The sequence below is a fragment of the Longicatena sp. 210702-DFI.1.196 genome (assembly GCF_020563125.1).
Lineage (GTDB): Bacteria > Bacillota_I > Bacilli_A > Erysipelotrichales > Erysipelotrichaceae > Longicatena > Longicatena caecimuris.
This window is the reverse complement of the sequence record NZ_JAJCPX010000001.1, coordinates 202,138-227,697: the sequence shown is the minus strand read 5'-3', so window position 1 is coordinate 227,697 and position 25,560 is coordinate 202,138. Positions and strand designations below refer to the sequence as shown.

22 protein-coding genes, 1 tRNA gene, 1 pseudogene and 1 other annotated feature are annotated in these 25,560 nt (G+C 38.1%); of the genes and pseudogenes, 5 read left to right on the top strand and 19 right to left on the bottom strand.

From position 1 onward, the window contains the following. Window positions 1-7: 7 nt before the first annotated feature. From LI241_RS01135 to LI241_RS01095, 9 genes are all read right to left on the bottom strand, one after another. Window positions 8-478: a chemotaxis protein CheD gene (locus tag LI241_RS01135; protein WP_008688938.1), complete on the bottom strand. Its 471-nt coding sequence runs from the start codon at window positions 476-478 to the stop codon at window positions 8-10. Next, window positions 475-1,077 carry a chemotaxis protein CheC gene (locus tag LI241_RS01130; protein WP_008688939.1) on the bottom strand — a complete coding sequence of 201 codons (603 nt, stop codon included), beginning with the start codon at window positions 1,075-1,077 and terminating at the stop codon, window positions 475-477. The genes LI241_RS01135 and LI241_RS01130 overlap by 4 nt, the downstream gene beginning before the upstream one ends. Window positions 1,078-1,106: 29 nt before the next feature. Further along, complete coding sequence (locus tag LI241_RS01125; protein WP_008688940.1) at window positions 1,107-1,907, bottom strand: protein-glutamate O-methyltransferase CheR; 801 nt, start codon at window positions 1,905-1,907, stop codon at window positions 1,107-1,109. Further along, window positions 1,888-2,295, bottom strand: coding sequence for a chemotaxis protein CheW (locus LI241_RS01120; protein ID WP_008688941.1), 408 nt, complete (start codon window positions 2,293-2,295; stop codon window positions 1,888-1,890). The genes LI241_RS01125 and LI241_RS01120 overlap by 20 nt, the downstream gene beginning before the upstream one ends. 1 nt (window position 2,296) lies before the next feature. Further along, window positions 2,297-4,639 carry a bifunctional diguanylate cyclase/phosphodiesterase gene (locus tag LI241_RS01115; RefSeq protein ID WP_227150838.1) on the bottom strand — a complete coding sequence of 781 codons (2,343 nt, stop codon included), beginning with the start codon at window positions 4,637-4,639 and terminating at the stop codon, window positions 2,297-2,299. After that, entirely contained in the window at window positions 4,636-5,064 is a 429-nt protein-coding gene (locus LI241_RS01110) for a chemotaxis protein CheW (protein WP_008688943.1), read from the bottom strand. Before LI241_RS01110 ends, LI241_RS01115 begins: the two co-directional genes overlap by 4 nt. Window positions 5,065-5,474: 410 nt before the next feature. Continuing rightward, a complete protein-coding gene (locus tag LI241_RS01105; protein WP_008688944.1) occupies window positions 5,475-8,099 on the bottom strand; it encodes a valine--tRNA ligase in 2,625 nt (874 codons plus the stop codon). Next, window positions 8,083-8,649, bottom strand: a complete 567-nt coding sequence (locus LI241_RS01100) for a GNAT family N-acetyltransferase (protein WP_226896757.1) — start codon at window positions 8,647-8,649, stop codon at window positions 8,083-8,085. Before LI241_RS01100 ends, LI241_RS01105 begins: the two co-directional genes overlap by 17 nt. Window positions 8,650-8,682: 33 nt before the next feature. After that, window positions 8,683-8,896, bottom strand: a binding site (T-box leader). A gap of 334 nt (window positions 8,897-9,230) precedes the next feature. Continuing rightward, the gene (locus tag LI241_RS01095; protein WP_008688948.1) at window positions 9,231-9,917 is read right to left on the bottom strand and encodes a LysM peptidoglycan-binding domain-containing protein; all 687 of its coding nucleotides are present in this window, start codon (window positions 9,915-9,917) and stop codon (window positions 9,231-9,233) included. Between the two features lie 139 nt (window positions 9,918-10,056). Between LI241_RS01095 and LI241_RS01090 the strand changes: the two genes are divergently transcribed. After that, a complete protein-coding gene (locus LI241_RS01090; RefSeq protein WP_008688950.1) occupies window positions 10,057-10,689 on the top strand; it encodes a hypothetical protein in 633 nt (210 codons plus the stop codon). An 86-nt stretch (window positions 10,690-10,775) separates the two neighbouring features. Here LI241_RS01090 and LI241_RS01085 read toward each other — a convergent pair whose 3' ends face one another. Genes LI241_RS01085 through deoC form a run of 5 tightly spaced genes read right to left on the bottom strand, consistent with a single transcriptional unit; the run spans window position 10,776 to window position 15,372 of the window. Next, window positions 10,776-11,813 (bottom strand): zinc-dependent dehydrogenase, encoded by a 1,038-nt coding sequence (locus LI241_RS01085; protein WP_008688953.1) that lies wholly within the window; start codon window positions 11,811-11,813, stop codon window positions 10,776-10,778. Between the two features lie 2 nt (window positions 11,814-11,815). Continuing rightward, window positions 11,816-12,838, bottom strand: a complete 1,023-nt coding sequence (locus LI241_RS01080) for a Gfo/Idh/MocA family oxidoreductase (RefSeq protein ID WP_008688954.1) — start codon at window positions 12,836-12,838, stop codon at window positions 11,816-11,818. A gap of 1 nt (window position 12,839) precedes the next feature. Then, on the bottom strand, window positions 12,840-14,210 hold the full coding sequence (locus tag LI241_RS01075) for a PTS fructose transporter subunit IIC (RefSeq protein ID WP_008688956.1): 1,371 nt from the start codon (window positions 14,208-14,210) through the stop codon (window positions 12,840-12,842). A gap of 32 nt (window positions 14,211-14,242) precedes the next feature. Beyond that, entirely contained in the window at window positions 14,243-14,686 is a 444-nt protein-coding gene (locus tag LI241_RS01070; RefSeq protein ID WP_008688957.1) for a PTS sugar transporter subunit IIA, read from the bottom strand. Between the two features lie 11 nt (window positions 14,687-14,697). Continuing rightward, complete coding sequence (gene deoC / locus LI241_RS01065; RefSeq protein ID WP_008688960.1) at window positions 14,698-15,372, bottom strand: deoxyribose-phosphate aldolase; 675 nt, start codon at window positions 15,370-15,372, stop codon at window positions 14,698-14,700. Between the two features lie 155 nt (window positions 15,373-15,527). On the opposite strand from deoC, the gene LI241_RS01060 reads away from it, so the two are divergent. Then, a complete protein-coding gene (locus LI241_RS01060) occupies window positions 15,528-16,310 on the top strand; it encodes a DeoR/GlpR family DNA-binding transcription regulator (protein WP_008688963.1) in 783 nt (260 codons plus the stop codon). Between the two features lie 190 nt (window positions 16,311-16,500). Here LI241_RS01060 and yihA read toward each other — a convergent pair whose 3' ends face one another. Genes yihA through LI241_RS01040 form a run of 4 tightly spaced genes read right to left on the bottom strand, consistent with a single transcriptional unit; the run spans window position 16,501 to window position 21,515 of the window. Beyond that, a complete protein-coding gene (gene yihA, locus LI241_RS01055; protein WP_008688964.1) occupies window positions 16,501-17,091 on the bottom strand; it encodes a ribosome biogenesis GTP-binding protein YihA/YsxC in 591 nt (196 codons plus the stop codon). Then, entirely contained in the window at window positions 17,092-19,416 is a 2,325-nt protein-coding gene (gene lon, locus LI241_RS01050; RefSeq protein ID WP_008688966.1) for an endopeptidase La, read from the bottom strand. It lies immediately after the preceding gene. 56 nt (window positions 19,417-19,472) lie between these two features. Continuing rightward, window positions 19,473-20,750 carry a trigger factor gene (gene tig, locus LI241_RS01045; RefSeq protein WP_008688968.1) on the bottom strand — a complete coding sequence of 426 codons (1,278 nt, stop codon included), beginning with the start codon at window positions 20,748-20,750 and terminating at the stop codon, window positions 19,473-19,475. Between the two features lie 39 nt (window positions 20,751-20,789). Then, window positions 20,790-21,515 (bottom strand): DUF3196 family protein, encoded by a 726-nt coding sequence (locus tag LI241_RS01040; protein ID WP_008688969.1) that lies wholly within the window; start codon window positions 21,513-21,515, stop codon window positions 20,790-20,792. A gap of 507 nt (window positions 21,516-22,022) precedes the next feature. On the opposite strand from LI241_RS01040, the gene LI241_RS01035 reads away from it, so the two are divergent. The 3 genes and pseudogenes from LI241_RS01035 (at window position 22,023) to LI241_RS01025 (ending at window position 23,581) form a co-directional block, all read left to right on the top strand. Further along, window positions 22,023-22,099: transfer RNA gene (locus LI241_RS01035), tRNA-Arg, on the top strand. 180 nt (window positions 22,100-22,279) lie between these two features. After that, window positions 22,280-22,468, top strand: a pseudogene (locus tag LI241_RS15875) (MerR family transcriptional regulator); the annotation flags it as partial. A gap of 54 nt (window positions 22,469-22,522) precedes the next feature. Continuing rightward, the gene (locus tag LI241_RS01025) at window positions 22,523-23,581 is read left to right on the top strand and encodes a hypothetical protein (protein WP_008688970.1); all 1,059 of its coding nucleotides are present in this window, start codon (window positions 22,523-22,525) and stop codon (window positions 23,579-23,581) included. 486 nt (window positions 23,582-24,067) lie between these two features. Here the strand turns inward: LI241_RS01025 and LI241_RS01020 are convergent, their stop codons facing one another. Continuing rightward, complete coding sequence (locus LI241_RS01020; RefSeq protein WP_008688973.1) at window positions 24,068-25,369, bottom strand: alkyl/aryl-sulfatase; 1,302 nt, start codon at window positions 25,367-25,369, stop codon at window positions 24,068-24,070. Between the last annotated feature and the right edge of the window lie 191 nt (window positions 25,370-25,560).

Sequence of the window (25,560 nt, the reverse complement as noted above, 5' to 3'; positions counted from 1 at the left end):
CATCCTCCTAGATATGATATATAAAATCTCGTTTTGTCTCAATATACACATTTCCATCATCTAAATGAAAGTGCAATGTTCTTCCAAAGGTATCCCCGACATCCGCAGCCACAACAGGTATATGCAGCTGCATCAGTACATCATAGGCCATTTTGATGTTTCGATGACCGATATCATCTTCATGCTGTTGATTCTTTCCCTGAAACAAGCTTGCTCCCCCTATCAGTTTCGCGATCAAAGGCTGGTGACTTTCAGAAATAGATGTCACTTGATCATATAGCTGCTGGATACCGACATCCACATAACAACTACGCTCATCCTTTGTGCATTTAGGTAACAGACATTCTACAAAACCGCCACAACGGTCATAGGAATCATATAGGCAAATACCTAAAGAAGAGCCAAGTGCTTTAGCAGTGATGATACTATTACGATCACCAACTACGATTTCTCCGGCTTTTGCCAAGATTTCTTTCATCTACTCACCTCCAATGATGCGCATAGCTTATCAACACTGTTTCCCTTAACAAGAAAAATCAGCTCATTAGGTGTTTCACAGGATGACACCCAGAAGCTTCGGGAAATGCGAAGCGCCTGATGTTGATCCTGTACGGCCATTGTTAAGACTTCATTCAAGATGGAGCCCTTCATATCCATGGTAATGCTTGGCTGCTGAATGCGGATAGCATATTTTAAATACGAGGCAATTCCTTCCATAAACGCACTCGCCATAATGCTAGCAGTTTCCTCTAACATTTTTAATTCCTGTTCTTGGAGTTGATATGCACACACATCCCGTTGCATCACCTTTTTTAAATAGGTTTGGGCAAAGGTCTGATTGAGTAAAAACAACAACATTCCTTCCATATCACCGTCAAATGGCAATAGAATACTGATCATATGTTCTTCCACTCTTAGATCATTTGTTTTTAAATCCAATTGTGTCATTTTATCCACTTTGCTAACTGATAAATATACCTGTGTATCCATCAGCAAGGCAAGAGATGCTGCGGCATTACCACCGCTGATATTTCCAAACTCTTTCAAAGTTTCTAAAAGATAACTGTTGTTTTCCACTTTCTCACCCCTTTTCTTATGCAAAGTATTTACACTTTTCGATAAATGGAATGCCCACAATATTCCATATCCTGGGGTATCTCCATCAAAACTTCCGCATGCCCTAACACAAGGTATCCATGCACTGCCAAATTCTTGCATAAATTTCTTACTGTCTGCCGTCTAGCTGCCTCATCAAAATAAATCATGACATTTCGACACATGATCATCTGATATTTCACTGTGTGAAAAGGTTCTAAGACATTATGGAATTGAAAACTCACCTGCGCCTGCAATTTCGGCGATATCGTGAAGTTTTCATTGTTTTCATCCATATGCAAATAACGTTTTTGCCAGCTTTCCGGTATTTCTTTTAATGCCCTGATAGGGTAAGTAGCATTTCTTGCTTCTTGTAATACCGCATTGTTAATATCACAACCAACCATCGCAATCGAAGGCAATACATGCAACAAGCGATATTCTTCTAGCATCATCAATAAGGTATAACATTCTTGCCCACTGGAACACCCTGCCACTAAAATGCGTAACTCATTAAGATCTTTATCCAAATTGGGCAAAACATCAGTTTCAATATAGTGATAATGCGCCATCTCCCGACAGAAATACGTATAATTCGTCGTCAGCTGATTGATCATCGTATATTGCAATTCTTTGCTTTCATCCTTGACCATTGCATCTAAAAATTCTTGAAATGAATGCATACCGCGCTTTTTTACTTCTGCTATCATGCGATATTCTATTAATACACGTTTCTTCTTAAGATCAATTCCATAGTTCTCCTGCATTACACGGCAGAAATTTTCAAATTCTTTATCCGTCATCTGAATCATAACAACTCATCCTCTTTTGTAATAGTATATCTTCAATCAAATAAATCTCTTTTTCCTTTTTATATGCCCAAGTATCCTTCAGTGTTGTTGAAGGCTGCCAACAAGTATCCGCTAGCTCCATTGGTTCCAATAATGTATCAACCATCAGGGCAATCGTAGAATTATTCATGATCATATAATATGTTGCCTTTGTTTCCGTATGGAAAAATAATGTTTCAATATCCAGAAGTGCATACCAGGCACCATCTTCATATAAGATTTGTTGACTATAACGTTTGGCCAACGGTATGGGGAATGTCTGATGATTTGACGCAACAATTTTATACACATATTCTTGAGAAATCGCATATTCATGAGATGCACAGGAAAAATGTAAATAGGTGCCCATATCACAACTCCTCCATTTCAAACGGTGTCCACAAAATGTTATCCAATTCTTCCATTGGTAACGGTTTTGAGAAATAAAAGCCTTGTGCTTCCTCACAACCGATTTCTTGTAAGAAGCGAATATGTTCAATCGTTTCAATGCCTTCGCTGATGACATTGATATTTAACTGTTGGGCCATATGGATCACATTGGAAATAATAATTTTTTCCCGCTGATCCATTACCTTTTGGAAAAACTCTCGATCCAGCTTAATGATATCCACCGGCAGCTTTTTCAAAATGCTTAAAGACGAAAAACCGGTACCGAAATCATCCATAGACAATTTAAAGCCTGCCTGTTTCAACGCAATGGCTTTTTTCATGACATCATCGATATCCTCCAGCATGACACTTTCTGTTATTTCTAATTCAATCAAGTTACGGGGAATATCAAAATATTGACAAACATTGACAATTTTATTAACGATATCAGGATCACGCAAATGAACCCCTGATATATTAACGGCAATGGACAAAGGCTCAATACCTGCATCGATCCATGTATTGATTTGCATGCAGGCCTGTTTTAATACAAACATATCTAATTCGTCAATATACCCATGTTTTTCAAAAAGCGATATGAATGTATCTGGACCAATAATTTCATTACCGCGTTTCCAGCGTATCAAAGCCTCTAAGCCATAACAGCGACGTGTTGGAATGTGCACCTTTGGCTGATAATACACAATAAATTCATTGTTGTGAAAAGCCGCAATAATGTCTTGAATGAAATGATGTTCCTTGCGATGACTTGCTTCGTCTGCATCGTCAAAGAAGGCATAACTGCTCTTATGATACATCTTTATTTTTTTTCGTGCACTGTTCGCATGATCAATCATGCTTGGCAATGGCATGTTTTTCTCCTTGATCATATAGACGCCAATCATGCAAATAATCGGAAAAGCCAAATTTTGTGTATCCGCCATACGTTCCATGCGCCGGATAATATCCTCAATTCGCTGTTGTAGCTCAGCTTGTGATTCATAATGTAATAAAACAACAAAGATATCCGCATTCATACGTACAAAGCTTTCATGTGATTCCATGATCTGACGTAAAATCTGCGCCATCGCTACAAGAATGCGATTGCCATATGTATATCCATAATCGGTATTAATCATTTTAAAGTTCTTAATATCCAATGTTAATAAGGCCATTGCTTCCCCATATACTTGAAGATCCTCAGTTACCTGCTGTTTAAAGCGATCCAATTTCCACGCATCCGTCAAATGATCGTATTGGGATAAGGCTTCACTTTCTTTTTCTAGTCGTTCCTGCTGCAATGCCATAGATAGAATATGTGACAGATAATGAAAGGTTGCCATTTGCTGAGATGTCCACATGCGCACATTTTCTAAGTCTAATAAAGTCAAATAACCGATATAAGCACCATGCTCCACCAGCATATGTTGCATCAATGAATGGACACCACGTAAACGTTGGCGCTCTTCCATAAAAACATCATATTGTTTCAATTCTTCCATGCGATTACATACGATCATCCCATTTTCATCAAAGACTTCTTGATATCGTTCTCCGATAAATGAACTCATTTTCTTTAAATTATCATTCATCACTAAAGATTTTTTTAAAATATGTTCATGTGAGATATGGAATTCACGGTTTCGATCATCTCGCGTCATGATATATACATGGTGTACCTTAAAATAAGCACAGATATGATCTATCACCTGATCAATGCCTTTCTGCATGGTATCATTTTGATATAATATTTCTAACATCTGAAAAATAAAGAAAGCATCTACATCCTTTTGCGATATTTTAAAAGGAGTTATCTCATGAGGATATGGCTTTGTATCTTCATAACGTTCACTTACTTCACCAATATATAGATGCAAATCGTGTGCCCTTGCATACCGCATCGATCCTTCTGCCTTTTCCAACATTTCTTCAAAGGAGCTTTTGCTATCTGTATAACACGCTCCGCAAGTTACCTGCATATCTTTATAAATCTGATTCTTATTTAATAAATGCTCGTAATACTGCAATTTTGATAATACCTGTTCTTTATCAAGATAGCCTGGATGGTAAAGAAAGAAGGTCGCATTTCCCACACGTGCGATACACGTCGGATAGGGAAACGCTGCATGTAACAAAAAACCACACAGACGAAGATCCTCCTTCACTTTTGTGAATGCCATTTTCGTAAAATGATGATGTAATAGAAACAGTGTATCCTGGGTTGCATCTGCTTTCCCATATTTAGCAATTTCTTTTTTTACAGCAACAATATTAAGGGTTCTTGTCAATGCATCAATCTTGCTGTTTTCTGCTCTATGTTTCATAGGCTCACACTTTCTTGTACATCGTGAAATAATTTTTCCACATCTATAACATAACCGACTTCATGTTCGGCATAGCAAACACAACCACCAAGAAAGCTGTTTTCCTTCGTTCTTACATATTTGGGCAAAGCATGAATTGGTGATGTCAGAGTAATTACATCTCCTACGTTATGAACACGTAACACCATTTGTTGATCATGCTGTTTTAAAACACAACAAATCAATTCTTCTTCTGCAGGTTCTTGTAAGAGCGCAGAAAAAGAATACATACGGATGAATTGATCCTGTAAGTAGTAATTACCATCATGATCCTTTCGTAATTGTAAGTCTTTTTCAATTGCAGCCATGTTTAGACTGTGTAAAGGCAGTAAAAACGTATACGTGTGACTGAACAACTGTACATAGACTTCCGTATTTTCTTTCATAACGATTGTTTACCCCTTATATAACCTACAACATAGGTTTCTATATGATATTATTTTATCACAAATATGTCACTTTTTTTATTTTATTATCAATTATCGCAATTTTCATTCGTAAAATATAACTTTTTATCTATATTTTCGTCTACATCTTATAAAAAAGCATCTTATTTGCTTTTGCCATCCCTAAAATCTTATGTTTACCTATGAAATACAATGGTTATAATTCAATAAAATTTTCTCTTATCTATTCGTGTAGTATTTCATTATATGGTATACCAACTTTTCTGAATAGCGTCTTTCTAACCTTACTAAATATGAATCATAGTATGAATATCTTGTGTCACCCATACAAAAAAAAGATTTTCAGAAGTAATCCTATTTCTAAAAATCTTTTTAAATCACTTAAATAATTAACGTCTTTTTTCCATTTCTTCTAATTGTTTTCCAACAATTGCATACTGTGCTTTATAGCCTTCTAACTTTTCCTTTTCCGCATTCACTTTGGCCTCAGGCGCTTTATTCACAAAGTTTGGATTGCTCAGCATACCTTCTCCACGTTTGATTTCTCCTTGCAAACGTTTCACTTCTTTGCTTAGTTTAGCAATCTCTTCTTCTACATTGATAATAGCTGCCAAAGGTACATTCAAGGTACCATGCAAGATTGGACGAACTGCCATTTCTTCATCTTTGGCATTATCTATCCAGGTCGCATGACACATCTTCTGTAAGATGGCATTTCTGTTTGCATCACTTGGCATGAGCACATCGTGTTCATCCTTAATGATAACTTCAATATCCATACTTGGTTTCAGATTGTAATCTACCTTAATAGCACGTACTGCTTCAATCATCGTTAGCAGCTGTTTTACCGCTACCATTTCGTCTTCACTCATGGTAACATCCACTTTAGTTGGCCAGCATTCCAAATTGATGCTTGCTTTTTCATGTGGCAGGCTTAAATAGATTTCTTCACTTACAAATGGCATGAATGGATGTAACATACGTACGATACCACGTAAAACAATGACCAGCGTAGAGCGTGCTGCTGTTACCACCGTTGCATCTGCACTCTGTAAACCAGCTTTGGATAATTCAATATACCAGGAACAGAAATCATCCCATACAAAATTGTACAATTCATTACCCACTAACGCAAACTCATATTTTTCCATGTTTTCCGTAACATTTTCCAATACTTCATTAAAGCGTTTTAAAATCCATTTATCAATCATTGACGCATTGCTTACATCGATATCCTCCAAATGGAACGCATCTCCCAACTGCATCAGCGCAAAGCGACTGGCATTCCAAATCTTATTGATAAAGTTCCAGCTTGCTTCGACTTTTTCATCAGAGTAACGCAGATCCTGCCCCGGAGTAGAATTCGTCGTCAAGAAGAAACGCAATGCATCAACACCGAAATGATCAATGACATCCATTGGGTCAATACCATTACCTAGCGACTTGCTCATCTTTCTGCCTTGTGGATCACGTACAAGTCCATGAATCAATACATCCTTGAATGGACGATTCTTCATGCAGTAACGCGTCTGGAAAGCCATTCGGGCAACCCAGAAGAAAATAATGTCATAACCGGTTACTAACAGATCATTTGGGAAATATCGTGCCAGATCATCCGTATTTTCCGGCCAGCCTAAAGTTGAGAACGGCCATAAAGCACTGGAGAACCAAGTATCCAATACATCTTCATCCTGCTTCCAGTTTTCCTGATCCTGCGGATCTTCCATGCCTACATAAATTTCATTGGTTTCTTTATGATACCAGGCAGGAATGCGATGTCCCCACCACAGCTGACGAGAAATACACCAGTCTTCAATATTTTCCAACCATTGATGGAATGTCTTTTCAAAACGTTTTGGATAGAAATTGATACGCTGTTCCGCTATTTCCTGATTTTTTAATACTTCTTGCGCCAACGGTTTCATCTTAACAAACCATTGTTTTGATAAATATGGTTCTACGATTACTCCGGTACGCTCTGAATGTCCAACTTGATGCATATGCTTTTCGATATGATCAACGACACCGGCTGCTTCAAAATCTTCTACTAATGCTTTCCGACAAGCAAAGCGATCCATTCCTGCATACTTACCACACATATCATTCATCGTTCCATTTGGATGCATACAGATTGGCATAGGAAGATTGTATTTTTTCGCCAAGGCAAAGTCATTTGGATCATGCGCTGGCGTACATTTCATGACTGCTGTACCAAAGCTCATATCAATATAATCATCCGCCATGATTGGCAAAGCTTCGCCATTTGCCGTGTTGATGGCATGCAACCCAACGATGTCTTTATAACGCTCATCATCCGGATGAACAAAGATAGCCTGATCGGCAAACATCGTTTCCGGACGGGTTGTCGCAATGACTAATTCTTTTCCCGTTTCAACAACCTTGTATTTGAAATAATACATGGCACCTTCGATTTCTTTATGAATAACTTCAATATTAGATAAAGCTGTCATTGCTTCTGGATCCCAGTTGATAATACGCTCACCCTGATAGATCAAACCATCGTTATACAGATCCACAAATACTTTACGAACAGCATGACTTAACCCATCATCCAACGTAAAGCGCTCTCTTGTATAATCTAAGGATAAACCCATCTTTGCCCATTGCTTACGAATCGTAGAAGCATATTCCTCTTTCCATTCCCAAGCTCTGTCTAAAAATTTTTCACGCCCGATATCATAACGGGAAATTCCTTCCCCTTTTAATCGTTCATCAACTTTTGCTTGTGTCGCAATACCGGCATGATCCATTCCCGGCAGCCACAGCATATCATAGCCTTGCAAACGTTTATAACGAGCAACAATATCTTGCAGCGTTGTATCCCAGGCATGACCTAAGTGCAGCTTCCCAGTTACATTAGGTGGTGGGATCACGATACAGAAAGGATCTTTTGTTTTATCTCCTGCTGTAAAATAGCCTTGTTCTACCCATGTCTTGTAGTGTTCTTGTTCAACTTTGTGATGATCATATTTCGCATCAAGTGTTTTGTTCATATAGCTTCCTCCATTCTTTTTTCAATATTGCATATAGCATCATATCGTGATAGATGCCATCACTTAACTTCATTGCTTCTTTACATATTCCTTCTAGACGAAAACCTAAAGCTTCTAAAACCTTGGCACTTCGCTTATTTTCATACGCCACCATTGCGGTTATGCGTCGCAAGCCAAATTGTGTAAAGCCAACTTCCAGCAATGGAAGTAAAGCCTCCCTTATATAGCCATGACCCCAATACTCTGGATGTAAGACATAAGCAAGCTGTGCCGTATCATCCTCCAATGCATGGAAACACACATGACCGATGACCTTTCCCCTTTGTTTATCAAGCACGCACCAAGCTTGCGGTTCTCCTCGGCGTTCATAAGGCAAATAAAACGCTTTAAGAATGTGCAATGTATGTTCTACATCAGGATGTGGGGGAAAGGTAAGAAATTGCGTTACGCAAGCCTGCCGATAATAGTCATAAATATCACAGGCATCCGCTTCCTCCATACCACGCAGATACAGACGAGAGGTTTCTTTTTCTGGCATTGACAATTGCATATGCTCATCTCCCTCCATAAAAAAAACGTCCTGTATAAGGACGTGATGAACGTGGTACCACCTTACTTCGCATACTTTTATATGCCTCTACAGCACGAATAACGATGTGCCAACCCGAATATTCCTACTGCACTTTTCAGAATATCAACTCCAAGACTACCTTCCATGTATCCTCATGCTTTCTTACACCATCCAAAAGCTCTCTGTATTTCCGATAACATGTACTCCTTCTCTTCAGCGTATGTACACTTATTATAAACAAAACTTTTCTGCATTTCAACCGTTTTTTTATAATCAATCTGATAATCTTGTGGATTTATTTTTCAAGTACCGCACTTCTTGTACGACTGCTATCATTATTTCAATCTCATCTGATTTCATCACAATGTTGTCTGTCAGTCTTGCGTATTCTTTCAGACTTCATATGCCTATTCACCATATCTATTCTTGTAAGATATACCAAATATTTGTTGATAATGGTTGCAATCTTTGGGAATTCATTTTCAAGGTCAGAAACAGGACGAATTTGTATCATGTTCAAGCACCCCTTAAAAGGAAAAAGATGATTCCAAATAGAATCATCATGGTAAGATTACTAAAGTTTTGGCCTCAATCGTTTTATTATGATTACATGCACGTAAATCAGCTTCTTTCACCTCATAACGATTGGCAATACTGGCATACGTATCATTGGGTTTTGCGACAATCATGCGATAAGAAGTATACGTGGTATCGGCATCCTCAAATAAATCTTCAAATTCATCAACCGTCGTTTTTTCCGTTTCCGGTTGTTCATTTTCTGGAGTAGTGATAATCTCTTGTGCTTCTTCTTCATCTTGCTTATTGCTGTTCGATGTATCCGGTACTGGTGTTTGTTCTCGTTGTGGAATTGGTGTTGTCGTTACCGGCTGTGGTGTAATTTTTTTCTGTGGTTTCTCTGTTTCTTCTTTTAAGCCGCTAATGTTCATGAGTATTGTTACAAGTATCCCATTTTCATCCATCTTCCCTTCACATGCTTCCACCTGCATAGCAAAAGGCATTGTGCCCAACTTTTCTCTAGGTGCTAATACATCCATTTGCAATTCTTCTTCAAAAGGTATTATATTGCCATCCATTGTTTCATAACTGCCTTGAATATGCAGCGGCCCGGTTGCCCGAATACCATCTTCATCTTGATCATATTGCAGCTGTTCTTTTGCCTGCAGTGTATGCAAACGCTTTATTTCATCTGCATAAAACAGATGCTTTTCAATCTTCATTGTTTTCATTGTCAAATCCTCCTATCACTATGTATGCATCTTTTTCTCTAAATATGCCCATGTGAAAATAAAAACAACTTTCTTCTCTGTACTTTATCTTTTCTATGATAAAATAAATACAACAATAAAAAATAAGGAGTAAAGAATTATGATAAAAATTGAACGTTGCAGCGTTATGAATTTTGAAAACGCCATTCGCGGAGCTCGTAATCCGATGAATAGCTGGAATCGCATGGATTCCTATTATGATGATGAAGGAAACTTTGTGATGGGGCCTAATGATTTATCTTTAGCACAGCGTTTAGCAAAGGCTGGCAGTGACCATCGTAAATTTATTCGCCAGATTTTTGTTTCCGTAGATTTTACCGCACCAATGTACTGGTGGAAAGAATATGACACCTATAAAGTAGCAACGGTTGCCAATTCAACAAGCACCATGCATAAGATTGCCAGTAAGCCTTTTACATTAGATGACTTCTCTTATGAGCATATGAATGAAAAAGCCTTAGCATCTTTGAAAGCAGTCATAGCGGTATTGGAAGAGTTGCGCTTGGAATATTTAGAAACAAAAGATAAAACTGTCTGGTATAGCATGATTCAACTATTGCCAACCAGCTACCACCAACTGCGTACCTGTACCTTGAATTATGAAACGTTAATGAATATATATTATGCCAGAAGAAATCACAAACTGGATGAATGGCATGTTGTATGTGATTGGATTGCTTCTTTACCTTATGCAAAAGAATTGATCCTAGCTGTGGAACAAAAAGAACAATAAATGATAAAAAAGGCGAACTTTTCGCCTTTTTTATGTGCTTTCATATTTATTTACTACCATTATGTCATGCTCACTGTCTGATCAGATTATGCAAACGTAATGACATGTTTTAAACCAACGGCATGTGCTGCCTTATCCATCGCCTCCATGAAATCATCGATGGGATATGTTGCGGATATGATGCTATTCAAAGGGATACGTTTATCGTTTACCAATTTGCTGCAAAGTCGATAATCCATGACACTTTGTCTGGTACAGCCATAAATGCTCAATTGCTTGTAATGTACAAGATTCGTATTTAATGATACATTTTCGCGATCTTTAGGAAGACCGCCAAAAAATAACAGCTGCCCATTCATATTCATATACTGCAAGGATTGTGTTTGTGCTGTTGGTGCCGGAGCTGCAATGATGCATACATCTACGCCCTTTCCCGTATGCTTGCGTATCTCCTCTTGTAAATCACCTTCCACCAGAATCAAATCAGGAAAGAGTTTCTTCGCCTGTTCCATCCGTTCACGACTGAGATCATTCATGAACACCTTGGCAGCACCAAACAATTTTGCCACCATGATATGCATAATTCCAATCGGGCCGGCGCCGATAATCAAAACATCTTTTCCCGGTGTCATATGCAGACGCTTTTGCCCATTATACACACAGCTTAAAGGTTCCACCAAAGCAGCTTCCGCAAAGGAAATCGCATCCTGTAATACCGTAATATTTCCTTGTTGAATGGCGGTTGCTGGAATTTTTACATATTCGGCAAACCCACCGTTCATATTAATACCAAAGGCTTGGTAATGCTCACACAGATGTGTTTCACCACTCACACAATGATCACAAGTGCCACATCCCATATTGGGCGCAACAGCTACTCGTTGCCCTACTTCATACGCCGTGACTTGTTTACCGATTTTCTCAATGACCCCGGCAAATTCATGGCCGATAATCAAAGGATGTTCTTTAGATACATGTTGATAACCATTCTTATACATCCGAACATCACTGCCACAAATACTTGCAGCTTTCACCTTTAATAGGATTTCATCATCCCCTATTTCCGGCAGCGGAACTTCTTCTACGCTAATGTCTAGCTTTCCTTTTAATAATGCAGCTTTCATTTTTACTCTCCTATTCTGATTGGTCGTTTTTCAAGTAACGAACGCAATCCTTCACGTACCAGAATCAATGCCATTTTACCATCATGTCCACTAACTCTAGGGGTATCATCTTCACGTATGCAACGAATAAAATCTCTTGCTTCATTAATATAAGCATCTTTAAATAACTTTGTCCAGGAAGGCATGACTTCAGCATGCATGCACTTATCATGAGTGGCGATGCTCACATTGTTGTTTTTCTGTGAACCTACCAATACATTGCCACATGTACCTAATATCTCCGCTCTGGCATCATAGCCATACTGTACATATTGTGCTCCATCAATCATGCCGATAATGCCATTTTCAAATTCCAATAATACAGCCACGGTATCATAATAGTCTGGATATTCTGCTTTTTTTTCGCAGGAGCGAAAATTTCTTCCAATTGCATGAATACTTTTTACTTCGCTGTCGGCATACCAGCGCAACGTATCGAAATCATGGCTGTTAACTTCTCCGATAGGTCCACTGCTTTTTGCTATATCATACATCCATTCTTTGGGCTCACTTGGTCCATGAGTCAGTGATTTAATCATTGTCACTTCACCGATCTTACCAGATGTAATGACTTCTTTTGCTTTCTGAAAGCTCTCATCATAACGCCGCATAAATCCTACTTGTAGCTTTACATGATGTTGTTTACAAGCTGCTATCATCTCATCACATTCTTCCGCTGAAATCGCCATCGGTTTTTCGCAGAACACGTGTTTGCCGGCAGAAGCTGCCGCCAGCACAATTTCTTTATGGGTACCTGTTGGTGTCACCACGATTACTGCATCTATCTCTTTATTCTGTAGTGCCACTTGATAATCCGCATACGTATAAGCAACATGAAGTTCTTCTTGGGCTTTTTTTAAATTTTCTTCACAGGGATCACATATTGCCAATAGACGTGCTCCCACGACGTTTCCCATATAGCTGCGGGCATGGATCATGCCTGCTCTTCCTGTTCCTATTAAACAGACGTTTAGACAATCTTTCATATTATTTTTCCTTCTTCCATAAAGATACCAGCAAGGCGGATACAACCGTACCAACAGCTAATGCCAATACCATCATAAAGACATTGGATGTAGCACCGGGAATTAACAAGACAAAGAATCCTCCATGTGGTACAGCAAGACCACAATTGAAAACCATTGACAATGCCCCGGTAATCGCAGAACCTACCGTAACAGAGGCAAGAACACGAATTGGATCGGCTACCGCAAAGGGAATCGCTCCTTCAGATATAAAGGATAGACCAAGAATCCATGCTGTTTTTCCTGATTCACGCTCATCGCGTGTATATTTTTTCTTTGCCAACACTGTGGAAGATAAGGCCATAGCAAGTGGAGGTACCATACCAGATAACATTACCGCTGCCATTACCGGACTTGTCTGTCCTTGCGTTAAGGCTGTTAAAGATGCAACACCAAAGAAATATGCTGCTTTTCCAATAGGACCGGCAAGGTCAATTGCCATCATGGCACCAAGAATGACCCCTAATACAACGGAGCTAGCACCACTCATGCTTGTCAGCCAAGATGTCAAGGTTTCATTCAACCAAGTAAGTGGTTTTCCGACGACAAAGACCATTAAGAAACCGGTAATGATACAGGATAGTACCGGAATGATCAAGACCGGCATCAGACCTTCAAACTTTTCTGGTAATTTTACAAAGGCTTTTTTAACACCTAAAACCGAGTAACCTGCAATAAAGCCTCCTAGCAATGCTCCTAAAAAGCCAGACCCGGAAGAAGATGCCAACATACCGGCAACCATGCCTGGTACAAGTCCTGGACGATCAGAAATAGAGAAAGCCACATAACCGCCAAGTGCTGCCCACATCAATCCCATGGCAGTACCACCGATGGTCTTAAAGGCTTCGGCAATTGCTCCTTCTGAATTAATACCACCAAATGCAAAAGATAATGCAGTCATGATACCACCGGCTACAACAAATGGAATCATATAAGATACACCTGTCATCAAATGAGCGTAAATACCTTTAAAGTTGTTATTACTTTCTTTTTCAACCTTTATGGTTTCTGTTTGTTTAGCACCTCCATAGATAGGAGCTTGCAAAGAATCCTTTAAAACCTGTTGTCCGTTTTTGATGGCATCATTGACATCTACTTCATATAAGCGTTTTCCATGGAAACGATCTTTGTTTACAGATGTGCTTGCCGCTATGACAACAGCATCTGCAGCCTCAATATCTTCTTGAGTTAATACATTTTTAGCCCCCACCGACCCCTGCGTTTCAACCTTGATGTTCCATCCGATATCTTTTGCGGCTATTTCTAATGCCTCAGCTGCCATATATGTATGGGCAATTCCGGTTGAACATGATGTAATCGCAATCAGTTTCATAATATCTTCTCCTTTTTCATCTACGATGTTTATTATTCGATAGCTTGATAAAATGTATCTATATCATTTGCCTGTAACAATGCCTCTTGAACTTCCTGATGCATGAGCTTACGCGCCAATGTACTGAGCATATCCAAATGCGTTTCATCTTCATGTTCCGGTATAGCGAGCATGAATACACAATAGACAGGCTTTTCATCAAGTGAATTCCAGGCAATACCCGTTTCACTCTTGCCAAAGGCAATACAGGCATGGGGTACAGTAGCCGATTTCCCGTGCGGTATAGCAATTCCACCTCCTATCCCGGTCGTATATTCCAATTCTCTCTCTTCTACTGCTTTCAGATAAAGTGATAAATTCTTCACTTTCCCTGCTTGATATAGTAGTTCTGCCATTTCCTTTAATGCGGCTTCTTTCTTATCAGCTTGGAGTTGGAAAGTTACACAATCCTTACTGATATATTCTTGTATATTCATTATTGATCTCCTTATTTTTCTGCCAGTTCATCGCATATTTTTATGCCTGAGGAAGTACCTAGACGAGTTGCTCCTGCTTCTATCATGGCCAATGCAGTTTTCAGATCGCGGATACCACCGGCTGCTTTTACTTGTACCTTATCACCGGCATATTGTTTCATGAGCCTTACATGGGCAATTGTTGCACCAGCACTGCCAAAGCCAGTTGATGTTTTCACAAAATCAGGCTCTACTTCTTTTGCAATTTTCGCAAGCTCGATGATTTCATCTTCCTCTAAATAACAGGTTTCAAAAATCACTTTGCAACAAACCCCATGTTTGCGAGCAATTCCTACTAAACATTCCATTTCTTTGCGAAGGTAGGCATAATCATGTTCTTTTACTTTGCCGATATTGCATACATAATCAAATTCCTGACATCCATTGCCAATGGCATCTTCAACTTCGGCAGCTTTTACAGCAATCGTGGTTTGCCCTAATGGAAAACCAATAGCAGCTCCACATAATACCGAAGAATTTTCCAACATCTTACGACACATCGCAACTGGATAGGAATTGATTGCTACAGATTTAAACCCATAAGCTTTCGCTTCCTCGCATAGCTGTTGGAAATCTTCTTTTGTCGCATAAGCTTTTAAGTTTGTGTGATCCACCATACTCGCTAATTCTTTTCTTGTTATTTTCATTTAATTCCTCCTATTTTCATTTGCTTTCGTTTTACAGGTTCATTATAGTCCTATATTTTTGTTTTGTAAATATATTTATTTATTTTTGTTTTTATTTATTTTCGTTTGCTTACTTTTCTATAATCTGCTAAAATATACATAAGGGAAGTGAAATTATGCAGAAGAACCCAAATCCGCTTTTTGCGGAAGAGCGAAAACGCAAAATTATGAATTTCATTAAAACAAACACCCGTTGCAGTGTGAGTGAGCTAGCAAAATTATTTGATATCACCCCTGCAACGATACGCAGTGATCTAAGGGAGCTAGAAAAAAACGGCAGTATCATCCGTACACATGGAGGAGCTGTTTTACGTAACAAGATTGAACAGGAAGAAGTATTAGATAATCGCAAAAACGATGATAAGAAAATGAAAATAGCCCAAAGCGCAATTGCTTATGTTCATGATGGTGATACCCTCGCCTTAGATACCGGAACGACAGCCTTGGCATTTGCAAATGCCTTGATCCAATCATCAAAAAAAAATCTGAAGATCATTACTTCAGATTTGATGTTGTTGCATACATTTGAAAAACGTCAGGACTTTGAAATCATCTCCATTGGTGGCGAAATTCGTCATGGTTTCCATTTTGCCTGTGGCGATATTGCCATTCGTATGTTGAGTGCTTTTCATGTTGATAAATTTTTCCTAACAACTTCTGCCATTGATCTGGTACAGGGATTGACAACACCGAATGCTGGAACGGCTCATCTAAAAGCAAAAATGATGGCCATTGCCAATGAAACCATCTTACTGGTAGATTCTACGAAATTCAACAAAGTCTGTTTTTGTAAATTCGCTGATTTATCACAGCTTTCACGCATCATTGTCGATGATGCCATCGAACATGAGCAACAAGAGCATTTGCGTAAAACCATTCAAGAGGTTATCTTGGCCTAATATATAATTTCTAAAGCAGGAATTCCCTGCTTTTCTTTTGCTAATTTAAAAGATATCTAAAACTTTAGGGGTCTTAGATTTTAGTTCGTTTTCTTCATCTACCCTAAAGTTGTCCCCTAAATTTCTAGCAAAGACCCCTAAAAAATTAATTACCCAATTCATAAAAGAAAAGACGTGCATTACACACGTCTTAAGATTCAAAGATAGGAATGAGATACTCCCATACCGCCTCCATTCCCGTCTTTTTTTCAGCGGAGAATGGAAATAATGGCTCATGATCATTCAATTGCAATTCTTTACGAATCATCTTTAATTGATTTTTTAATTTGGTTGATGGCAGCTTATCTGTTTTCGTCGCAACAACAGCTACCGGAATTTCATAATATCGTGCAAATTCAAGCATGGTGATATCATCCTCTGTTGGTTTATGCCTTGCGTCCACAAGGATGACTAACCCTTTTTTCTGTTTTCTTTCGGCAAAATAATCTTCCATCATTTCGCCAAATTTTAGCAGCTGTGCTTTTGATATATTAGCATAACCATAGCCTGGTACATCGACAAACATGTATTTATCATCTAGGTTAAAGAAGTTTAAAAGTCTTGTTTTCCCCGGTGTATTTCCTACATAGGCAAGTTTTTTTCTTCCACACATCGTATTGATAAAGCTGCTTTTACCAACATTGCTGCGTCCTGCTAATACGATTTCCGGTAAATCGGTTTCCGGCCAAGATTTTTTATCGGGAGCAGATATAACTAGCTCTGCTTTCTGAAAAGTGATCATTTACTTTACCAAAGCTGCATCTAGTACCTGTGAAACACGTTCCACTGGGATAAAGCTTACGGTTTCCTTAACAGCAGCAGGTACATCATCAAGATCCTTCACATTCGCTTTTGGAATAACTACGGTTGTGATACCACAGCGATGAGCAGCCATCGATTTCTCTTTTAAACCACCGATTGGCAAAACATGACCACGTAAGGTAACTTCACCCGTCATAGCTAAATTCGCTTTTACCGGCGTGTTGCTTAGACTGGATACAAGCGCTGTTGTCAAAGTAACCCCTGCACTTGGTCCATCTTTTGGTACGGCTCCTTCTGGAACATGGATATGAATATCGTTATTTTCAAAGAAGTCTGGTTTGATCTTATACTTTTTAGCATTGGCACGCACATAATCATATGCAATCGTTGCCGATTCTTTCATCACATCACCAAGCTGTCCGGTAATTACCAACTTCCCTTTACCTTCGAAATGATTTACTTCAATCTGTAACACATCACCGCCAAAGGCTGTATACGCAAGCCCTGTCACAGTTCCTACCTGATCCTTTGTTTCACGCTTGCCGTATTCAAATTTTTCATTGCCTAACCATTCATGGATGAGTTTTTTTGTAACCTTGATCGAACGTTTTTTATCCTTAAGAATAGCCAAAACGCTCTTCCGGCATACAGTGGCAATCGTTCTTTCTAACTGACGCACACCACTTTCACGCGTATAATAACGAATCAGATAGCTGATCATATCATCGTCTATTTTCAGCTGGCTGTTCTTTAAACCATTTTCTTTAATCTGCTTTGGTACTAAATGACGTTTCGCAATCTCAATTTTCTCTAATTCCGTATAAGAGGAAAGTTCGATAATTTCTAAACGATCGCGTAAAGCGTTTGGAATATTTTCCAAGTAGTTTGCTGTTGCGATAAATAAAACCTTACTCAAATCATATGGTTCTTCAATGTAATGATCTGAGAACATCGCATTTTGTTCAGGATCCAATACTTCCAACATTGCACTGGCAGGATCTCCTTTATAATCACTTGCCATCTTATCGATTTCATCGATCAAAAAGACAGGATTGATCGTTCCGGCTTTTTTCATCGCTTGAATGAAACGTCCCGGCATACTACCTAAATACGTTCTGCGATGACCGCGAATTTCAGATTCATCTTTAACACCGCCAAGTGAAATTTTTACAAATTTACGATCTAATGCACGCGCAACAGATTTGGCCAAAGATGTTTTACCAACTCCTGGAGGACCAACTAAACAAATAATTGGAGCTTTCAAAGAATTCGTCATCTGTTTCACCGCTAAATATTCTAAGATACGTTCTTTGACTTTTTCTAAGCCATAGTGATCTGCATCTAAGACATCACTGGCAGCTTGCAAATCTTCATTATCTTTGCTTTCTTGCCACCAAGGAAGATCCATCATCCAGTCAATATAAGTTTTGATGACCCCGGTCTCCCCACTGGCTGCTGGCAACATTTCATAACGGCTTAGCTCTTCTTTAATTTTTTCTTTAATGCTTTCCGGATATGGGTTCTCATCTAAACGACGACGAATTTCATCCGCATCCTTATCACTGTCAGGCACATCACCTAACTCTTCTTTAATCGCCCGCATCTTTTCACGCAAATAGTATTCTTTCTGGCTTTCTTCAATACGTGATTTCACTTTATCATTGATCTTATTTTCAATCTGAGAAAGCTCTTTCTCACTTTCGATTTCCTGTAAGATCAAAAACAGACGGTCATTGACACCTGTTGTTTCCAATAATTCTTGGCGTTTTTCCAATGTAAAAGGAAACAATTGTGATATCTGATCCGCTAGCTGAGGAGCACTGACCCCTTTTGCCAACTCATTAATCATCTCTTTCGGAATGCTTTGCGAAATTGCTTCAATCTCTTCAAACTGTTTTGCAATTTTGCGAATTAAAGCTACTTCTTCCATCGCATCCTGTGTTACATCATACATAACCTCAGCAGATGTGCTCATCATCTCATCGTCATTGATGATCGTATGAATCTTTACACGCTGAAGCCCTTTAAATTTTACTCGCAGATAGCCATCCATACGACGGATATGGCGAATTTGACACAATGTACCAAAGGAATATAAGTCATCAATGTCTGGTGAATCCATCGCTAAGTCTTTCTGCGCTACCAGAACCACCTGACTCTCAAACTTTTCCTGAGCCTCTTCTACAGCACACGTAGATTTGTCTCGTCCTACATCAATGATTACTTCTTGATTTGGGAAGACAATTACACCGCGCGTACAAACCAAAGGCAGTCGTACAATTGGATTAGCATCGTTTTCACTCATTTGTCTACACTCCTTTCATAAGCCAAAAAAGACGCGGATGCGTCTTTTACGCGGCTTTACTTACCAGCTGTCTCTTTCAATAATTCAAGAGCTTTGCGAATACGCAGATCATACGCAATCGCATCTTTGCTAATCAGCTGTTTCACCTGTTCTAATGGCATGTTGTAAGTAGTTGCAACTGTTTCCAGTTCTTTTTCTACTTCTTCATCGCTGATTTCCATTTTTTCTTCAGCAGCAATTGCCTCTAGAACTAAACGCACTTTTACTTTGTTGTATGCGTCTTTGCCCATTTCCTCACGAATCATTTCATCTGTTTGTCCAGTTACCTGTTTGAACTGATCCAAGCTGAATCCCTGAGACTGTAAACGCTGTGCAAATTCATTTACCAAAGTATCCGTTTCTTCTTCTACCATAACATCTGGAATTTCTACTTCTGCAGCATCCGTTACCGCAGTCAGCAATTCATTTTCAAATTTCTGATTAGCCGCATTTGCTTTACTAGTTTCCAGATTTTTACGTGCATATTCTTTGTACGCATCAACCGTTTCAACATCTTTGATTTCTGCCTGTTTGATTAATTCATCATTTACTTCAGGCAATACCTTTTCTTTAATATCATGTACCGTAACCTTGAAGACCACTGGTTGACCAGCTAATTCTTCTGCCTGATATTCTTCAGGGAAAGTTACATTGATTTCTTTTGTTTCTTCGCTCTTCATGCCTAACAGCTGTTCTTCAAAACCTGGAATGAAAGAACCGCTACCGATTACTAATGGATAAGCCTCTGCTTTTCCACCTTCAAATGCAACACCATCTTTAAATCCTTCAAAGTCAATGACAGCTGTATCGCCATTTTCAACCTTGCCGTCTTCCTTTATTACTAGATCAGCAAAACGTTCCTGTAAAGAAGTCAATTCTGCTTCAACATCTTCATCGCTAACGGCTGCATCATCTTTTTTAATATCCAAGTTCTTATATGCGCCAAGTTTTACTTCTGGTTTCACTGTAACTGTGAATTTAAAAGTTACTTTATCTTCATCAATACTGTCGATGCCTAAAGAAGGACGAGAAACGACCCACAAGTCATGTTCCTTGATACCATCACTTAAAGCTTCACCAGCAACTTCATCAATTGCCTCCATTAATATATTTTGTGTACTGATTTGTTTTCTAACCAGTGCCTCAGGAGCATGTCCTTTACGGAAGCCTGGCAGATTTACTTTCTTAGAAAGTTTGCCAAATGCTTTCTTTTGAGCAGCTTTCCAAGCATCTCCTTCTACAGTTGTTGTTAATTCACCTGTTGATTTTTCTTTTAATTCCCATGTTGAACTCATGTTCATACCTCCTACGTACCCAATACGATTTTCACATGTTTAAATTTCATGCTTACTTAATAATAATTCATAACCACTGTTTCGCGCAAGTCCTTTTTCATTCAGAAATATTGCAAAAGCATCCATTTCTTCATGTGCCGCAAAGACATATTGTGCAACACCGATTGCAATTCCCAAAGCATCATCTTCTTCGATATTGTATGGCAATCGAAGATATGCCTCTTTTACTAGTGTTTCCACACACATCATCGTGAATGTCGGATTATCGCTTTCAAACCAATCCTTTAGGTATGCGACTGCTTGTATGACACCATCACTCTCCATTGGCGGCTCAATAAAGCATGGAGCAAAGGTTATGACTAACCCATCCATCTCAATTGTGAACTCGTCACTGATGTTTTGTTCCATCATCGCTTCAATTAGATAAGAGCGAATTAAGTAGTGTGGCGCATTGCCAAGGTAATCGCGTATCGCATCCAGATGATTACGAATATTACTTTTTCTTAACTGTTCAATCGCAAGAAACTGTTCTTCCAAGGAACCCTTTAGCAGCATTTCAATATCCTCTTCACTATAGCTTCGCTGTGCTTGTGGTTGCAACTCACTGCGACAGGCATTATAAAGATCGATCAATCGCTGTTCATATTCCTTAGGAATATAAGGCATGGAAAGCTCTTCCTCAAGAATCTGGTAAGCAGCTTGATGGTCATGTTGTTCCATCTGCATTTCTACTTTTTTTAGAATATCTTCATAATAAGTATCCATGGTATCTCCTTTACGACCAAACATACATTAATATAGCATATTTACCTTGTTTTATCAATTAGTATGTCCATAGTTGCGCCAATTTCACGCATTTTTTGTCCGTTATCACATAAAGTGTGTTATTTTCATTTCTTATGTGATGATTTTCCTTTGCCCATCCTGCTTTTACAACAGTCTTTCTAGGCAACGTACACACTTCATGCAGTAAAATCCCTAAAAATGAAAATACTTTTATTTTCTTTAAAATCATAAAAGCGAAGTTTCTTTTACAAACCGCTATATTATATAAGGATATGATATTTTAAAAATGCCAAACACATACTACTATTTTACAAAAAGTATTAATACATATGATTGACTTTACATATTTGAGGGTGCATATATCTCACTTTACACTTAACATTCTTTGTGTACTACGGTTGAAAAACTGTTCAGAAATGAAAAAAAAACAAATTATATATTGAAATTCAATATGAAATTTGCTATTATAATTAGGCATTGATTGTTGTCCACGTAGCTCAGTTGGATAGAGCATGCGCCTTCTAAGCGCACGGTCAGGGGTTCGAATCCCTTCGTGGACGCCATATGTGTATTACCCGCTGATGCAAGCGGGTTTTTTATTTATCGCAAAAAGTGACATGTGAAGCAACAACAATCACAAGATGATATAAAAATGTCGTAAATATAGCAAAAAGTTTATTTTTTCCTTGACCTTCCAGCTGCTAGAAGGTGTTTACTACCTCTATAAAAGAAGGAGCATAGCTATGAAAATTGGAGAAATTGAAAAATTGAGTGGCATCTCTGCCAAGACGATACGCTATTATGAAACTAAGGGCCTATTATAGATCAAACGTGGTGAAAATGCCTATCGCGAGTATGGCGAAGAAGATTTAACGCAATTACAAACAATTGCTTTATTAAGAAAATGTGGTTGTTCTATAGCTGCTATTAAGGATGTTACAGACGGAAAATGTACGCTAGTAGAGTTATTAGAAAAACAAATTCATATGTTGGAAAAACAGAAATGGCAAGAAGATCTTCGCCTATCTATTTTATATGATATGCAAAAATCTTTTCAGAAAAGTGATGCCTCTGCATTATCTGCATGGCTACAAACTTTAAAAGAAATCGAAACGGATGAATTCCAACAATTACACGAAGATGTCCAAATGTTGACGCAGCATTCCCCGCTTTTTTATGTTGTATGGACTCTCATTCTTAGTGGCCCTATTCTAACTTTATTTCTTAAAATTAATGAACATAATGTAGAACACCAAGGATTGCTAACCTTACTTTCTCTAGCTGACATGAGCGTGCTAACATTATTATGGCGTAAGTATTTTACTACAAGACACCAATTTAAAGAACGGAAAAAGAGAGGATGGATCTTACTCTTGTGGTTGCCTTTTTCTTTATGCATAGGATTTTTATTCATCTTTGTCATACAGTGGCTAAAAGAGCTGCTTTATCTTAAAGATGGCTACATACTGTGGAGTTCCACGATGCTTGCCGATATCCTTCCCTTTTTCTTCCACATTGAAGCGATGGTCATAAATGGCGCCTACATTGCCAAGAAAACGCATAATATTGATTTTGAAGACTATCAAGTCATCTTTCACAAACTGAAACACTACCGTTTCCTAATGCTCTTTGTAAATCTCATCGTTCTTTATATATCTTTAACAAACATCAATGTGCTATATCCATCACATCTTGAAATAGCACGCTGGTATGCGCCTATCCTGCAAACAAATGATTATCAAAATATCACAAAAGTAAAAACTGGTTTTCAATCAGCCAAATCCTTCTTATCGCAACACAATAAAGGTGATTTCTATTATTTTCTTTATCTGAAGGATGGTAAAAAGATTGATATTTCTATGCCAAATGCGGCACATGAAAAACGTTATGAAGAGCATACATATTTAGAAATTGAAGAGTGTGATGCCATCTTCATGCAACTCGGTATAAAAAAAGAAGGCAGTATGCAGCATTTTCAAGACAATACTTTGGCAGCCGAATATCGAAATCGTTTTAAAAAAATTGTTGAAAATAAAACAAAGTAAGAGCAATCAATGGTAGTTTATATTGATGTATTTTAATGAAGATACAAACATTTCTTCTTTAACATAAGTTACATTTCATATATGATTATCTGTATAAAAAATATTTTATCTATGTACCTATTAAGAAATCGGCTTTCCCACAAAGCCGCTATCATAACATGATCATTGAAATGACATTTCATAACAGATAATATAAAAAACATAAGGTGCCAATTATTGATAGACACCTTGTGCTTTTCATTAATAAATATAGTACCTAGATGAAAGACACTGCCTAACCTTAACAACTGTACGATGACTCCTCTAGGTTCTTTCTTACTTTAGGTTAGCTTTGTAAAAGTGGTTTCTAAATGGTTACTATGTATCGTCATTTTGGAAATCTCCATTTTTTAATTCCTATTTTTCAATTACCCATTTTCCAGTAGGGATTCTCTTCTAGAAAGATCCATTTTTATCAATCGTTTAGTGCAAAGCGCTCGTTTGTCCTTATAAGACAACATCATTATCAGGAAATTCTTTTGAAATTTTATTTCTTAATTCTTTAGCACAAGCGATATAGTAGTGCCGTCCATTGGCACTTGTTTCATATTCTGCAATTTTCTCTAATGCAGTTGCTTTTACTTCCAATATAGTTTTATCTATATCTATTTGTATCAGCAAATCACAAAGTTCTAAACACCATTGATAATCTCTGTCTTTAAGCGCTGTTTGCGCAGCTGCAAACACATTTTCTTTTCCTCCCATTAATTTAACCGTTTTACTTGCTTTTTGCTCAGGAGAAAGAGGGTGAAGATTGGTTGGATTTCCATCGAACCAGCCTAAATAAGCTGCATAGATTTCTCTTACTGTCCACTCTACACAACCATAATATTCACCTAAATATGGTAAGTCAGCATATTCAGCTGGTAAATGAATTTCAGAAGCTAATTGTTCTGCGTTTTTGCCTTCATTCATACCTTTCAGTGTTTCATTCAAGACATAATCCATCGCATTCTTGTAATTCGTTAGTACTTCATGAATTTTTTCTTTTCCCTGTATCAAGGCTGTGTGTCCAGCTAAAAGATATTTGGCAGGATAAGATAACATAAAGTCGATACTGTTAATCCATGTCGCAAGGTTTCGATATTGTCCGCCACGAATAGCGTATAGGTTTGGAAAACAACCAAAATAGTTATCCCCGCAACATAAAACTTCTTTTTGAGGAAGCCATATCATCATCTGATCCTCAGATTCGCCAACAAGTCTAACCAACTCTAATTGTATACCATCAATTTCTCTAATGACTTTATCTTGCTGATAACAAGTGGTCGGTGAAACAAAAGCACGCTGTTCACCATAAACAACTCCCTCACGTATCCCAATTCCTTGAGAAATGGCTTCATTATCATCTAGCGCATAACCAAACTGTCTTGCCCCTCGTAAAGTTTGAATATCCTTTAAAAAAGCTGTTTTCTCTAATTCCGCCATCTTAGGCTCAAATGCAATAATCTCCGAAACACTTTCTGAAAAAGCACCTGCGCCACCTCTGTGATCTGGATGTCCATGTGTGTAAAGAATGGTTTTAACTTTCTTTTCTGTATGATTTCGAATGATATTTGCCAATTTTTTGCCACGTTCTAAAGAATCTAAAGTATCAATCAGAAGAATACTTGTAGCACCTTCAATAAAAATAGCATTACTATGCCCCACGCCAAAAACGAACCATACACCTGATGTTATTTCTATAACAGCTTCTTTATAGTTTTTTGTAAAACTTGTTAATTTTTGTTTTCCATTAGATATTAACATATGATCTCTCCATTCCTTTTATTTTACAATATACCTTCTAACAAGAACAGCACTACTATGATACAAGGAAAAAATCACTTCAAATATACCTGCTTTTTCTTATTATAACAGTTTCAAATACGTGTTACAATTTTATTTGATTTCCACACGGTCTTAAGTCTATCTTTTCCTTACTTATCTTCCCTAAACAA